Origin of the sequence: Sphingomonas sp. GC_Shp_3 (assembly GCF_026540945.1) — a bacterium.
Taxonomy (GTDB): domain Bacteria; phylum Pseudomonadota; class Alphaproteobacteria; order Sphingomonadales; family Sphingomonadaceae; genus Sphingomonas.
Genome location: NZ_JALNUT010000013.1, coordinates 1 through 13,731, shown reverse-complemented (window position 1 = coordinate 13,731; position 13,731 = coordinate 1). Strand labels below are relative to the sequence as shown.

General features: G+C 64.0%; 14 protein-coding genes. 12 read left to right on the top strand and 2 right to left on the bottom strand.

Annotated elements, in window-relative coordinates:
• Positions 1-105: 105 nt before the first annotated feature.
• On the bottom strand, positions 106-756 hold the full coding sequence (locus OXR00_RS17670; protein ID WP_267389546.1) for an opacity protein: 651 nt from the start codon (positions 754-756) through the stop codon (positions 106-108).
• 400 nt (positions 757-1,156) lie between these two features.
• Here OXR00_RS17670 and OXR00_RS17665 point away from each other — a divergent pair, with 400 nt between their 5' ends.
• From OXR00_RS17665 to OXR00_RS17625, 9 genes are all read left to right on the top strand, one after another.
• Positions 1,157-1,969, top strand: a complete 813-nt coding sequence (locus tag OXR00_RS17665; RefSeq protein WP_267389545.1) for a glucose 1-dehydrogenase — start codon at positions 1,157-1,159, stop codon at positions 1,967-1,969.
• On the top strand, positions 1,962-3,800 hold the full coding sequence (locus OXR00_RS17660) for a glycoside hydrolase family 15 protein (RefSeq protein WP_267389544.1): 1,839 nt from the start codon (positions 1,962-1,964) through the stop codon (positions 3,798-3,800). Before OXR00_RS17665 ends, OXR00_RS17660 begins: the two co-directional genes overlap by 8 nt.
• A 98-nt stretch (positions 3,801-3,898) precedes the next feature.
• The gene (locus tag OXR00_RS17655) at positions 3,899-4,921 is read left to right on the top strand and encodes a glycoside hydrolase family 43 protein (protein WP_267389543.1); all 1,023 of its coding nucleotides are present in this window, start codon (positions 3,899-3,901) and stop codon (positions 4,919-4,921) included.
• 77 nt (positions 4,922-4,998) lie between these two features.
• The gene (locus tag OXR00_RS17650; protein ID WP_267389542.1) at positions 4,999-5,955 is read left to right on the top strand and encodes an alpha/beta hydrolase; all 957 of its coding nucleotides are present in this window, start codon (positions 4,999-5,001) and stop codon (positions 5,953-5,955) included.
• 479 nt (positions 5,956-6,434) lie between these two features.
• Entirely contained in the window at positions 6,435-7,094 is a 660-nt protein-coding gene (locus OXR00_RS17645; RefSeq protein WP_267389541.1) for a PepSY-associated TM helix domain-containing protein, read from the top strand.
• 11 nt (positions 7,095-7,105) lie between these two features.
• Positions 7,106-7,600, top strand: coding sequence for a DUF2271 domain-containing protein (locus tag OXR00_RS17640; protein ID WP_267389540.1), 495 nt, complete (start codon positions 7,106-7,108; stop codon positions 7,598-7,600).
• 9 nt (positions 7,601-7,609) lie between these two features.
• On the top strand, positions 7,610-8,449 hold the full coding sequence (locus OXR00_RS17635) for a DUF4198 domain-containing protein (protein WP_267389539.1): 840 nt from the start codon (positions 7,610-7,612) through the stop codon (positions 8,447-8,449).
• Positions 8,450-8,459: 10 nt separating this feature from the next.
• Entirely contained in the window at positions 8,460-9,431 is a 972-nt protein-coding gene (locus OXR00_RS17630; RefSeq protein ID WP_267389538.1) for an FAD:protein FMN transferase, read from the top strand.
• 176 nt (positions 9,432-9,607) lie between these two features.
• On the top strand, positions 9,608-11,389 hold the full coding sequence (locus OXR00_RS17625; RefSeq protein ID WP_267389537.1) for a sensor domain-containing phosphodiesterase: 1,782 nt from the start codon (positions 9,608-9,610) through the stop codon (positions 11,387-11,389).
• A gap of 172 nt (positions 11,390-11,561) precedes the next feature.
• Here OXR00_RS17625 and OXR00_RS17620 read toward each other — a convergent pair whose 3' ends face one another.
• Positions 11,562-11,837, bottom strand: coding sequence for a helix-turn-helix domain-containing protein (locus tag OXR00_RS17620; RefSeq protein ID WP_267389536.1), 276 nt, complete (start codon positions 11,835-11,837; stop codon positions 11,562-11,564).
• A 477-nt stretch (positions 11,838-12,314) separates the two neighbouring features.
• Between OXR00_RS17620 and OXR00_RS19830 the strand changes: the two genes are divergently transcribed.
• The 3 genes from OXR00_RS19830 to OXR00_RS17610 all read left to right on the top strand — a co-directional run bounded on the left by OXR00_RS19830 (position 12,315) and on the right by OXR00_RS17610 (position 13,569).
• Positions 12,315-12,878, top strand: a complete 564-nt coding sequence (locus tag OXR00_RS19830; RefSeq protein ID WP_346732015.1) for a TonB-dependent receptor — start codon at positions 12,315-12,317, stop codon at positions 12,876-12,878.
• A 157-nt stretch (positions 12,879-13,035) separates the two neighbouring features.
• Positions 13,036-13,263: a hypothetical protein gene (locus tag OXR00_RS19825; protein WP_346732012.1), complete on the top strand. Its 228-nt coding sequence runs from the start codon at positions 13,036-13,038 to the stop codon at positions 13,261-13,263.
• A 63-nt stretch (positions 13,264-13,326) separates the two neighbouring features.
• On the top strand, positions 13,327-13,569 hold the full coding sequence (locus OXR00_RS17610; RefSeq protein WP_267389535.1) for a hypothetical protein: 243 nt from the start codon (positions 13,327-13,329) through the stop codon (positions 13,567-13,569).
• Positions 13,570-13,731 lie beyond the last annotated feature (162 nt).

The following is a 13,731-nucleotide window of genomic DNA, read 5'->3' as shown; positions in this document are numbered from 1 at the left end:
AACGGTTGAGTGAGCAAGGCGTTCAGACCCGAGGTGCCGCATACGCAAAAGGGCGGAGAACGTCGCCGTTCCCCGCCCTTTCGGCAGCATCCTAGGACCGAAGTCTTAGAAGTGCGTGATGACGCCGAGCTTCGGGGTGAAGCTGTGGAACGCACCGAAGGTGTCGACTTCGCCGCGGATGCGGAAGCCGGCGTTGCCGGTGATGCCCTTCAGGCCGATGTCCTGCGGGCCGACTTCGAAGCCGATGCCGTAATCCATGCCGTCATGCGTCTTGTCGTTGCGGTTGCCGCTGACATAGGGCGCGTAGTGGTCGAAGTTGACCCACTTGTAGCCGACCTTGCCGAAGAACAGGCCGCTGTCACCAGCGCGCACGCCGAAACGGCCTGCACCGCCGTATTCCCAATCGATGTTGCCGGTGAAGCCCTTGGCAACGGTACCTTCCGCACCGACGAACACCGGGCCGAGCGGCACGTTGAAGCCGACCACGCCCTCAACCAGGCCGCCGGTCAGGCGGTAGTTGTTGCGCAGCGAACCATTCGAGTTCAGCGCCTGCGGGATGCCGTGGTTCGGCTGGTTGTCGAACGACTCATAGCTGCCCATCACGCCGACATACGGCACGATGCCAAACGCCTTGCTGCCGTCCGGTGCGGTCGGGGTGGAGGTGTCCGCAGGCATCGGAGCCGACGTGTCCTGCGCGATGGCAGGGGCGGCTGCGAACACGGCGAGAGCGGCGGCGGCGAGTTTGATTTTCAGCATCTGTTTGAGACCTTACAAGCTTACGGAATGGTTGAACCCAGAGCCCACTGAACCTGCTTTGTGGCGACTTGTTGCACTGCGAAGTGAAAAAAGCCGGGAACCCGGAAATTGTCACTTTTCTGCAACGGTTTCTTGCTCCTCGATGAACAAATTTGCCGCTGTATATAGCTGGCACGCTCATCTCGCCGTACTTGCGGGGCGACTCGCGGCGCTTTCTAGCACGTCCCCTTATTGAGCCGTGTATTCCGCCCGATTTTGCGGCAACTTTAAGGCATTGGAGGTCGATCGGGGCCTGATGCTGCTGCAGAGCGGCGTAGCGCGCGCTCAGGCGATTGCGACCGGCGCGGGCATCCCATTCGTCGTTGAAGTGTTTAGCGACAGCACCATTTGAGAGATCCCGATGCCGACGCAACACCAGCCACTGATCGACCATGTCGCCATCGTCTCCGGCGCGAGTTCCGGCATCGGTCTTGCCGTGGCGGAGGCGCTAGCCGGCGCGGGAGCGGCGGTGGCGGTGAACTATCGCTCCGGTCGCGACGCCGCCGAAGACCTCGTCGCGCGCATCACCGCCGGCAGCGGCCGCGCGATCGCGGTGCAGGCCGACGTGTCGAAGGAGGACGAGGTCGCCGCGTTGTTCGAGCAGACCGCCGCCGCATTCGGCCGGGTCGATGTGCTCGTTGCCAATTCCGGCGTGCAGAAGGATGCCGCGATCGCCGACATGACGCTGGAGGACTGGAACACCGTCATCGACATCAACCTGACCGGTCAGTTTCTGTGCGCGCGTGAGGCGGTGCGGCATTTCCGCGCGCAGCCGGCGGCGGGCCGCCCGGCGCGCAGCGCGGGCGTCATCGTCGCGATGAGTTCGGTGCATGAGGTGATCCCCTGGGCCGGCCACATCAACTATGCCTCGGCCAAGGGGGGCATCCGAATGCTGACCCGCACGCTCGCGCAGGAGGTCGCAAGCGACGGCATCCGCGTCAACGCGATCGCGCCGGGAGCGATCAAGACGCCGATCAACAAGGATGCCTGGGACAGTGACGAGGCGCTCAGCAAGCTGTTGCGGCTGATCCCGTACGGCCGCATCGGCGATCCCGAGGATGTCGCCCGTGCCGCGGTGTGGCTTGCCTCGGACGAGGCGGATTACGTCACCGGCACCACCCTGTTCGTCGATGGCGGCATGTCGCTGTACCCCGAGTTCCGCGACAATGGTTGAACGCCACCGCTCGGACGGCGTGCCGTCGCTCCGCACGATCGGCGATCACGGCATCATCGGCGATCTTACCACTGCGGCGCTGGTCGCGCGCGACGGCACGATCGACTATCTGTGCTGGCCTGCGCTCGACAGCCCGACGATCTTCGCCGACCTGCTCGATGTCGGCAGCGGCGGCGCGTTCGCGATCACGCCGGCGCTCCAGAACCCGCGCCACATGCAGATCTACGTTCCCGACACCAACGTGCTGACGACCCGCTGGATGGGCGAAGATGGCAGTGCGGAGGTCGTCGACTTGATGCCGCATCCCGATGCGCACCCCCGCCCCGATCACGGCGCGCGCTGCCTGATCCGGCGCGTCACGGTGACGAAAGGCACGGTCGCCTTCACCGCCGACTGCGCGCCACGCTTCGATTACGCACGCGCGGTGCCGGATGTCTCCCCGGTGGGGGGGGGAGTGTGTTTCAGCGGACCGGGCCTCACGCTGCGGCTGTTCGCGTCGGTTCCGCTGACGTGTGCGGAGGGCGCCGCGCGGAGCAGCTTTACGTTACACGTCGGTGAAAGCGCGTGGTTCATCCTCGGTGGTGAAACGCTGACCATGCCTGCCGACGACGCTGCTCTCGCCGCTGCTATCGACGGAACCGTCGCGGCGTGGCGCCACTGGCTGCATCAAGCCAGCTACAAGGGACGGTGGCGCGAGGCTGTGCTGCGGTCGGCGCTGGCGCTGAAGCTGCTGACCTCGGCGGAGCATGGCTCGATCGCGGCGGCGGCGACGTTCGGCCTGCCGGAAGCATCGGGCGCCGGGCGCAACTGGGATTACCGCGCGACGTGGATCCGCGACGCCTCGTTTACCGTGTACGCTTTCATGCGGCTCGGCTTTACCGACGAGGCGGAGGATTTCCGGCGCTGGGCCGCCAAGCGGGTGATGGTCGCCGACCCCGAACACCCGATCCGCATCATGTATGCGCTCGACGGATCGGAGGCCCGCGACGAGCAGGAACTGCCGCACCTCGCCGGTTATGCCGGTAGTCGCCCGGTACGGATCGGCAATGCCGCGCACGACCAGACCCAGCTCGATATCTTCGGCGAGCTGATGGACAGCGTGTACCTTTCCAACAAATATGGCGCCGCGATCAGCCACGAAGGCTGGCAGCACGTCCGCGGCATCGTCGAATACGTCATGCGGCATTGGCAGGAGCCGGATGCCGGTATTTGGGAGATGCGCGGGGAGGCCCGCCACTTCCTTCATTCGCGGGTGATGTGCTGGGTGGCGATCGACCGTGCGCTCCGGCTGGCGCACAAGCGGTCGTTGACCGCGCCGATGGCGGAATGGACGGCCTGTCGCGACGCGATCGTGGCAGATGTGTGGGAGAATTTCCGCCACCCGGAGCACGGCTATTTCGTGCAGGAACGCGGCGGCACCGAACTCGATGCGGCGCTGCTGATGATGCCGCTGGTTCGCTTCGTGCCCGCGACCGACCCGGTATGGCTGAAGACGTTGGATGCGATCGGCACGCAGTTGCGCGACGATGGCCTGGTCTATCGCTACCGCAACGCCGATGGCCTGGAGGGCGGCGAAGGTGCGTTCACCACCTGCACGTTCTGGTATGCCGAATGCCTCGCCCGTGCCGGCCGGCTCGACGAGGCGCAGATCGTGCTGGGCAAGGGGATGGCCTACGCCAATCCGCTCGCCTTGTTTTCGGAGGAAGTCGACGTGCGTGGTCTGCCGCTTGGTAATTTCCCGCAGGCGTTGACGCATCTTGCGTTCATCAGCGCGGCGTACTTCATCGATCGTCGGCTGGATCCTAGCTATCGACCGAACTGGCAACCATAGACGGCGACACATGGTTGCACCGACCGTATGGGCGGCATCCCCCGTTGACCAATCCAACCGTTGCACTACCCTACAAGTCGTTCTCCGGGAGATGGCAGATGGTTTGGTTTGGAATGTCGCTAGCGGCGCTCCTGTTGTCCGCGGCGACGACTGCACCGACAATGGTCGATCACAGTCCCCATGTTCCCGGTTCGAACCCGATCATTCGTGACAAGTTCTTAGCAGACCCGGCGCCTCTCGTCGTTGGCGACACGCTGTATCTCTATGTCGACCACGACGAGGCGCAGCGTGACGAGATGTTCAACATGCGCGAGTGGCTGGTCTATTCAACCACCGACATGAAGACGTGGACGGCGCACCCGCCGATCATGAGCGTCAAGGATTTCAAATGGGCCAAGCAGGACGCCTGGGCGCCGCAGGCGATCGAGAAGAACGGGAAGTTCTATCTCTACGCGCCCGTCGAGCATGACAGCACCCATCCTGGCAAGGCGATCGGGGTAGCCGTATCCGACACGCCGACAGGTCCGTTCAAGGACGCCCGCGGATCAGCGCTGATCACCAACGAAATGACGCCAAAGGGTAAGCATAGCTGGGAGGACATTGATCCCACCGTGCTGACCGACACCGACGGCACCACCTGGATCGCGTGGGGCAATCGCGAGTGCTACATCGCCAAACTCAAGCCGAACATGATCGAACTCGACGGGCCGATCACCGAGATCACGCTGCCGCATTATGAAGAAGGTCCCTGGCTGCATAAGCGCGGCAAGCTCTACTATTTGACGTATGCCTCGCTCGACCGGGCAACGCAGCGCGATGAACATGTCTCCTACGCGACAGCGCCTGCGATCACCGGGCCGTGGACCTATCGCGGCGAACTCACCGGCTCGGGAAAGTACAGTTTCACCATCCATCCCGGCATCGCCGAGTTCAAGGGTAACTGGTATCTGTTCCTCCATAATGCCACGCTCGCGATCGGCGATCAGAGCGGCGCGATCGGGCGGCGCGCGGTGACGGTGGAACATCTCTACTATAACCCGGACGGCACGATGAAGCCGGTCATCCAGACCGAGGCGGGTGTCTCGGCCCCGGCAGAAGAGCAATCGTCGAAGAGGTCTTAGCAGCACGGGCCGGTGCGGCAGGATCAAACTCAGCGCGCAGCCGTAACACGGGTAAAAACCATAACGAGGGAGATGTCATGCTGAGGTTCTTATACGATAAACTTGCGGCCGCGCGGGTCGGCGTGCGGTCCTGCGCCCTGGCTCTCGCCGCATCCACGGCGGTGATCTCGCCTGCTCAGGCGCAGTCCGATCGGATGATGCCGATTGCGGTGCCGGTTCAGCCCGACGCCATCGTGCTCGGGACGGGCGCCCTCCCCGGCGCTACGGCGAAGGAGTCCTGGCACAGCCAGTACAACAGCGTGTTTGCCCGCAATGTGACGGTCGCAACGCTGACGCCCTTCCTGCCTGATCCAGCGAACGCAAGCGGCGTGGCGGTCATCGTCGCTCCCGGCGGCGGGTTTACGACATTGTCGATGCAGAACGAAGGCTGGGACGTTGCGCGCGCCCTTGCCGCACGCGGCGTCGCGGCGTTCGTCCTCAAGTACCGGCTCAACCAGACCCCGGGCGACATGGCCGCCTATCAGAAATCGCTACAGAACCTTGGCGCCGGCGGCGCACCACGGCCAACTGCCGAGGCGATGATGGCGAAGCTGGCGCCCCAGCTTGCCGATGCCCGCGCCGCCTTCGCCCTGATCCGCAAGCGGGCCGTAGAGTGGCACGTCGACCCGGCCAAGATCGGCATGGTCGGCTTTTCGGCTGGTGCGATGCTGACAATGGCGACGACGCTGAACGGCCAGCCGGACGCCAAGCCGGCATTCGTCGGCGACATTTACGGACCGGTCTCCGCAATGACGGTGCCAGCGGACGCACCGCCGATCTTCGTGGCGCTCGCCGCTGACGACCCGTTGTTCGGCGGCGGATCATTCGGGCTGATCGACAGTTGGCGCGCGGCCAAGCGGCCAATCGAATTCCACCTGTTCGAACAGGGCGGACACGGCTTTGGCATGTACCCGAAGAAGACGACCAGCACCGGCTGGTTCGACGAGTTCGCGCGCTGGATGACGATGCACGATTGGATGAAGCCTAAAGGCTGAAATGCGATCGGCAGTAGGAGCTGTGTTGGCCGGCTGCCGTGGCACGCATCACTAACGTTGGGCCGAAAGTTGCCGGATCACATCCCTCCCGCGCGGTGATGCGGTGAAGATGGTTGGGTAATCCACGCTAGCCAGACCCGGTGGCTGCCGAACCCACGACGACGGCCGCCGGAGCCCCACGCCGAAGTTCTCCTGCTGCCAGCCGTGTGGCGCATGTCGTATTGGCGTCCGGGTACGGCGGCCACCACTTCGGTGTCGTCAGCTCTGCTTCGGCGCAGCTTGGTGTTGTCGGCGTCGACCGGCATCGCAGCTTGCAAAGCCAGATCCAGCTTTCCGCGCAATCGGCAGCAGCCTTCGCGCGATTCAGTTTCTGCTGCCATAGTCAGTCAGCCAGACTGAGTGGTTGCGAACGACATCTCAATAATGATAATTATTCGCATTAGCCTTGATGCACATCTCGACTCGCCTTAAGCGGAGGCGTGACATCCCAATCTCCTTCTACACCTAGGCGAGCGTCCGTCAGCCGCGATCGGAAAAGGTGGCGTAGCTTGTGGTTAAAGCAGCTTCATAGCTGGCATTGGATCAGCGCGGCTTTGTCGCTGACCGGTATGCTGCTGTTCGCGATCACCGGCATCACGCTCAACCATGCGGCTACGATCGGTGCCACTCCCGTGGTCGTCGAAAAGAACGGGATGCTGCCTCCCTCCTTACAGCGCATGCTGACGGCATCACGCGCCCCGGATTCGCCTCTGCCCACGCCGGTCGCGAAAAGCGTCGCGGCCACGGTCGGCCTCGATCCCGCCGGCAAGCCAGTCGAGTGGTCCGATTCCGACGCCTATGTCGCGCTGCCCCGGGCAGGTGGCGACGCCTGGATCAGTATCGAGCGTGCCTCCGGGCGCATAACGGCTGAGACGACCGATCGCGGCTGGATTTCGTATCTGAACGACCTCCACAAAGGCCGCAACACGGGCGTGGCATGGGCGTGGTTCATCGACATGTTCGCCGGCACCTGCATCCTGTTCACGCTGACCGGGTTGCTGCTGCTCCAGTTGCATGCGCGGCATCGGCCGACGACCTGGCCGATCGTGGCCGCCGGGCTCGCCATTCCCATCCTGCTTGTCTTCCTGTTCGCACATTGAGGGGTCCTGCCATGCGTTCTACCGTGTTCCTGCTGCTTGGCGGGGTGATCACCGCGCCGGCCCTGTCGTTGCCGGCCAGCGCCGCGCCCGCTGGCACCATCACGATCGCCATCCCGCGGCTGCGCGTCGCCGAATATCACAAGCCCTATGTGGCGATATGGCTGGAGCCGGTCGGCGGCGGTGCGTCGCGCACGCTGGCGGTCTGGTACGATCTCAAGAAGCGCGGGAACGACCCTGGCACCAAATGGCTCGCGGACCTGCGCGCATGGTGGCGCAAGGGCGGCCGGAGCATGACAATGCCCGCTGATGGCCTCAGCGGCGCCACGCGCGCGCCGGGCCAGTACACCATCCCCCTGCCCGCCGACGTCAGGCCCGGCGAATACGTCCTGAACGTTGAGGCTGCGCGCGAAACCGGCGGTCGCGAGCTTGTCTCCGTACCGCTTGCCGCCGGAGCCCGCACCACGGGCAAGACCGAGCTTGGCACCGTCTCCGTCTCCGCCCGCTAAGGATGTATCATGAAGCCTTTTGCCATACGCATGATGGTCGCCGCTGCGCTATTGTCAGTACCCGCCGCACTGTCTGCGCACCGCATGTGGCTGTTGCCGTCGGCCACCGTGTTCTCTGGCACCGACGGCTGGGTGACAGTCGACGCCGCCGTCTCAAACGACTTGTTCTTCTTTGATCACCAGCCGCTCCGCCTCGATGGCGTAAAGGTCTGGCAGCCCGACGGCAGCGAAGGCATTCTCCAGAACGGCGCGACCGGGCGCTATCGCTCGGTATTCGACGTCAAGCTCGATAAGCCTGGCACCTGGAAGATCGGCGCGCAGATGTCCGCCGTCATGGGTAGCTTCAAGGTCGATGGGGTCGAGAAGCGGATCGGCGGTCGTCGCGGCCCGCCGCAGCCAAACGCACCCGCCCCGCTGACCATCGCCGACATCCCCGCCAACGCGACCGATGTGAAGGTCACCGAGGTATCGGGCCGCAACGAGATCTTCGTGACAGCAGGCGCGCCGACCACCACCGTCTTCAAAACGACCGGCAAGGGTCTCGAGTTCGCACCGGTCACGCACCCCGACGAACTGGTCGCGGGCGAGACCGCCAGCTTCCGCTTCCTGGTCGACGGCCAGCCCGCCGCCGGCCTGAAGGTCACGGTGATCCCCGGCGGCAAGCGCTATCGCAACGACGAGGGTGCACGCGAGCTGACCACCGGCGCTGACGGGATGTTGCGCGTTTCGTGGCCGGCAGCTGGCATGTACTGGCTCAACGCCACACTGACCGACACCAAAGCAACCTCGCCACGCGCGACCGAGCGTCGGATGAGCTACGCCACGACGCTCGAAGTCCTGACGCCCTGAGGCGTTCGGCATGAGGATTGCGCTTCCGCCAACGATCGACGCCGCGGCGTTCGCGGCGCGCGAGTCGTCGGCGGCGGTGCTCGATCTGCACGGCAAGACCATGGGGACATCGTGGAGTGTGCGCTTCGCTGCGCCCGCCGGCGTCGATGCAACGGCGATCCGCAAGGCGATCGTCGCGCGACTGAGCGGCCTCGTCGCGGAGATGAGCCACTGGGAGCCGGACTCTCTGCTGTCCCGCTTCAACCGGTCGCCCCCCGGCACTTGGACGACGCTTCCGCCCGACTTCGCGCATGTCATGACGCGCGGCCTTGCGATCGCCGAAACAACGACCGGGGCGTTCGATCCCGCAATCGGCAAGCTCGTCGATGCCTGGGGTTTCGGCGTTTTCCCCGTCACGCACGTGCCCAGCCGACTTGAAGTAGAGACGGCGCGGGCGTCATCGGGCTGGCGCCGGCTCGTATTCGCGCCCAGCGGCGCCCATCTTCGCCAACCGGGCGGCTTGGCGCTTGACCTGTCGGGGATCGCCAAGGGGCACGCGGTCGACGCCATCGCCGACCTTCTGCATAACTCCGGCATTTTAAACGCGTTGGTCGAGATCGGCGGTGAACTCGTCGGTCGGGGCATCAAGCCAAATGGCGATCCCTGGTGGGTCGATCTGGAAAGCCCGCCGGGACTGGCGCTCCCCGCGTTGCGTATAGCGCTGCACGGAATGGCCGTGGCGACCTCGGGCAACTATCGCCGCGGCGCCCACACGCTCGACCCGCGCACCGGTCGTCCGGTCGAAACGCACGTCGTATCCGCGAGCGTGATCCATCAGACCGCACTGGACGCCGACGCCTGGGCGACGGCGCTCACCGTTTTGGGTCAGGGCGGCCTAGAGCTCGCGCACGATTTCGGGATCGCCGCCCGGATCGTCACGGTGATCGACGGCACAGTCCGAGAATATTTCACCCCCGGTCTATCGGCGATGGTGAGCGACTGATCGCTGCCTCTCCATACATACCCCGGACAGGTAGCATCCTGCAAAATGCTATTTCCTCGCGAAGGCGGGCGAAACGCCGGCGGCACGGACGCTCTGCGACTGGCGACCCTTGGCAATCAGAACGGCAGCAAGTTGTTAATTCGGCCACGGTATCGTCGCGCTCGAAGGAGCAATCAGTGCGTAACTATCAGGAAGAGGCTCGGCTAGACGCCCTGCGTCAACTCAAACTGCTGGATACTCCAGCAAGCGAGAGCTTCGACCGGATCACGCGCATGGCGAGCCAGATTTTCGATCTGCCGATTGCCGCCATCTCACTGACGGATCGCGACCGGCAGTGGTTCAAGTCACGCGTCGGTATCGATCACTGGAGCATCCCGCGCGACAAGGCGCCTTGTGCCGAGGTGGCCGAAACCGCCAGCCCGTTGGTGATCACCGACTTCCTCGCCGACCCATGTTACGCGGATAGCCTGCTGGCACGCGCTGGAACGCGCTTCTATGCCGGTGCCCCGCTCGTCACCAGCGATGGCTATGGACTTGGCTCGTTGTGCGTTCTGGGTACCGAGCCGCGGCACGCGTCACCAGCGGAAATGCGAGCGCTTACCGACCTCGCGGCGATGGTGATGGGGCAGATCGAGCTGCAACACGCGTTCGGGCGCATCGATCCGGTCAGCGGCCTGCCCACCCGGACTCAGTTCCGTGATGACCTGACCGATCTCGCGCGTGATCTGCCGGGCGAAGAGCGTTTTGCTGTCGTGGTCGACCTCGCCCGCGACGATCAAGTCGGCAAGATGACCCGCGCCTTGGGTAGCGGCCGGGTAGACGAGATGGTCCGTGAAGCTGCGTTGGCGCTTCGCGAAGCGCTTGGGCCTAGCCGATCCGTTTATCATGTAGGCGCCACACAGTTCGCATTTCTGTCGCCGTCGGGACTCGGACAGGAGGCATATATGGAGATCCTGCGGTCCGGGTTCGAGCAGATACGGGTATCGTCTTCGGTCCGCTTCGTTACGAGCGTTTCCATAGGCATGCGTCCTTTTACATTGGGCGCGATATCGGCTGACGACATTCTGCGCGGCGCCATGAGTGCAGCACAAGATGCCCGCTCGACGGACGGAGCAATCAGCCTGTACTCTGCCTCCCGGGATAGGACTCATCGCCGTCAGTACGGCTTGCTCCAAGACTTCGGTACGGCATTGGATGCGACGGACCAATTGCGGCTTGTCTTTCAGCCACGCATCGATCTGGCGACCAGACGCTGCGTTGGCGCTGAAGCGTTGCTACGGTGGCGTCATCCGATGCTGGGCGAAATTTCTCCCAGCGAGTTCATCCCTTTGGTTGAACAAACATCGCTGGCCCGAACGGTCACGCAGTGGGTGCTGGATGCCGGGCTGGATCAGCTGGCATCCTGGACAGCGCGCGGCATCGGCCTCACGCTTTCGATCAACATTTCGGCTGCAAATCTTGCGGAAGCCGACCTGATACAACGTATACAGCTTGGCCTGCTCAAACGTCAGCTGCGCCCTGACCAACTCGAAGTCGAGCTTACCGAGAGCGCAATCATGGATCAGCCGGATCAGGCGCTGGAAATGCTGCGCGAGTTGGCAGATGCCGGTATCTGCGTCGCGATCGATGATTTCGGGACTGGCCAGAGCAGTCTCGCCTATCTGCAGAAGTTGCCGGCGCAGGTCGTCAAGATCGATCAGTCCTTCGTGCGCGATCTCATAGAGAACCACGGGCCGGACTTCGTGCTGGTGGAAACGATGATCGGCCTGGGACACAAGCTGGCCTACCGTGTCGTCGCCGAAGGCGTGGAAACGCCGGAAGCGGCAGCGATCCTCACGAACGCCGGATGCGAGGAAGCGCAAGGCTTCCTATTCGCAAGACCGATGGAAGCCATCCAACTTGAGCGCTGGATGACAGAAGGCGGTGACAGCGGCCGGACCTCTATGAAAGCCGCCTGACGCAAAGCTTACCCGAATTCTGCTTTGCCTTTGCCTAGTGCCGATCTCCTGAATTTGGGAGGCCGCGTCTGCGGAGACTTTAGCAACCAATAAGTTGCTCCGTACCGCATCACGTCACCCAAGCGCGCGTATTCCTGTTCGGCGTAGCCATACGTATCACCCGCCAACGCCATCAGCTGGCGCGGTCGACGACCAGCACCTTGGCCCGTACGGCTTGGATCGCCCGCCCCTCCTCAAGGCGATGAAGTGCGTCGGTAACTCTGCTGCGCCGCACGCCCAGCATCAAACGAAATTCCTCTTGCGTCATGCAAATCTTATCGGCTTGCACGCGATCATGATACAACAGGATCCAGCGGGCCATTCGGCGGTCGATCGAATGCGCCAGTGAGGACACGATGTTGCGTCCCATCTGCAACATAAAGACGTGCGCGAACCGCAGCAGCGCCATGCGCAATGACGTGCTCTGCCCGACCGCAGCAAGCAGACGGTTGCCGCTTGTTCGGGGCGGCGGGCGATGTTGTGCCACTGATGGGCACGATCGTCGCCATTGCTTCTCCTGTGCCCATGCATGTTCGGAACGGTTTCGTACAGAAAGGTTGCGAAGCGCTCGATTGTTCATGCCTGGAGTGAGAGGAGGAACGCATGATCTCAAGACAGCCACTTATCCTCGGTGTCGTGGCCACCGCGCTGATGACGGCATCTGCAGGCGTATTCGCGCAATCGCCGCGTGCAGTCAGCGCGCCGCCCCGCCCCCGCCGCCTGCAATCAGCACGCAGCCGCCCAAGGCAGCGCCCGACATGCAGATGGGACTGGATGCGCCTGCGGGCCTCGGCGGCAAGCCGATCGAGATGCTAACCCCGGCCGAAGCACGCACGCAGCCTTTGGCTGTTGACGGCGCGACGGCGGTGATGGCGAAGCGGGGCATATCGACCACACCAGACGCGTCGGTGTCGACCGCACCGCCGCGCGTGCGTTTCTGTTCTCGCTCGGTCGCTACCACGTCGAGGAGGCGTCGACTTCGCTCTATGGTGAAGCGACGTGGACGCCACTCGCCGGCGTGCGAGCGGTCGGCGGGCTACGTGGCGAGTATTATCATTACGCCGTGCGCGCGCAGAACAGCGCGGCAGCGGCGGCAGGAACAGGCTGCGGTGACGATGCGATTGTCTCACCCAAGGCGTCGGTCGTTTATGCCCCGACTGAGCATGTGGAGCTGTATGCCAATTGGGGCCGTGGCTTTCACTCCAACGACGTGCGCGGTGCGGTGAACGTCGACACCCGGTGCCGGTGCTGGTGCGCGCGACGGTCGCGAGGTCGGCGCACGCTGGCAGGCATCGGGGCTGATGCTGACAGCGACCTAATGGTGGCTCGACGTCGACAGCGAGCTGCGCTTCGTCGGCGACTCCAATGCAGTCGAGCCGACCGGGGCGAGCAAGCGGCACGGCTACGAGTTGGTCGCCTTCTGGCGGCCGCTGCCGTGGCTGGCGCTTGACGGCAACTTATCGCCAGCCACTCACGTTATGACAACGGCGACCGCATTCCCAACGCGTTCGAGAACGCCGCTTCGGCCGGAGCATCGATCGTGCTTGATCCCTGGGAAGCAAGTATCCGGGTGCGTCATCTCGGGCCCTATCCGCTGATCTAATAGCGTGCGCGAGAGCGGGAGCACGGTCGTCAATCTGCGTGCGGCACGCAGGATTGGGCGCTTTCAGGTCTATGGTGAGCTGCTCAACATCCTGAACAGCCGCGACAAGGATATCGCCTATTATTACGAGTCCTACATTCCCGCGTTCGACACTACCGGTCCGAGCGATGGGCGACTGAGCCGCGTCGTAGAGCCGCGCACACTGCGGCTGGGCGCCCGCGTGAACTTCTAGCTTAATCTTGGCTGCCGGTCGCATCGGCAAGACTGGCAGCTTGAAACCATGGCCGTTTGAGGCATGCGCTATCGCGCAGCGCGCGGGGGCGCGAAGTTCAAGCTGGCCGGCAATCTGCTGAGCGGCGCGCAGCGCCCAGCCCACCTGCTCACCGAGCTGGTGACCTGCGGTGTATGCGGCGCACTATCCCGGCGAACGGCGATGGCCGTGGCGCTGCAAAGGTCACCGCACTGGAACATGCGACAGCGTTTCGATCAGCACCACCCAACACCCCGGCGCTGGCGGGCATTCGCGGTCGGCTGGTGACGTCGATGCTCATTAACTTCAGCAAGAGACCGTGGCTGCGGCACAGGCTAGAAATCCAGAACGCGCCTGCCGAGCACGACCTCGTTGATACTGTGGCTATGCGCCGGGTGGGAAACGCAAAAGGCCCCCGCGGTGGTGACCGGGGAGGCATTGCAAATCAAG

What these genes read in the sequence shown, in the direction of transcription:
- OXR00_RS17655 (WP_267389543.1), top strand. Translation starts at nt 3,899, where the DNA reads ATGGTTTGGTTTGGAATGTCGCTAGCGGCGCTCCTGTTGTCCGCGGCG.
- OXR00_RS17650 (WP_267389542.1), top strand. Translation starts at nt 4,999, where the DNA reads ATGCTGAGGTTCTTATACGATAAACTTGCGGCCGCGCGGGTCGGCGTG.
- OXR00_RS17610 (WP_267389535.1), top strand. Translation starts at nt 13,327, where the DNA reads ATGCGCTATCGCGCAGCGCGCGGGGGCGCGAAGTTCAAGCTGGCCGGC.
- OXR00_RS17670 (WP_267389546.1), bottom strand. Translation starts at nt 756, where the DNA reads ATGCTGAAAATCAAACTCGCCGCCGCCGCTCTCGCCGTGTTCGCAGCC.
- OXR00_RS17660 (WP_267389544.1), top strand. Translation starts at nt 1,962, where the DNA reads ATGGTTGAACGCCACCGCTCGGACGGCGTGCCGTCGCTCCGCACGATC.
- OXR00_RS17630 (WP_267389538.1), top strand. Translation starts at nt 8,460, where the DNA reads ATGAGGATTGCGCTTCCGCCAACGATCGACGCCGCGGCGTTCGCGGCG.
- OXR00_RS17620 (WP_267389536.1), bottom strand. Translation starts at nt 11,837, where the DNA reads ATGGCGCTGCTGCGGTTCGCGCACGTCTTTATGTTGCAGATGGGACGC.
- OXR00_RS17635 (WP_267389539.1), top strand. Translation starts at nt 7,610, where the DNA reads ATGAAGCCTTTTGCCATACGCATGATGGTCGCCGCTGCGCTATTGTCA.
- OXR00_RS17665 (WP_267389545.1), top strand. Translation starts at nt 1,157, where the DNA reads ATGCCGACGCAACACCAGCCACTGATCGACCATGTCGCCATCGTCTCC.
- OXR00_RS17640 (WP_267389540.1), top strand. Translation starts at nt 7,106, where the DNA reads ATGCGTTCTACCGTGTTCCTGCTGCTTGGCGGGGTGATCACCGCGCCG.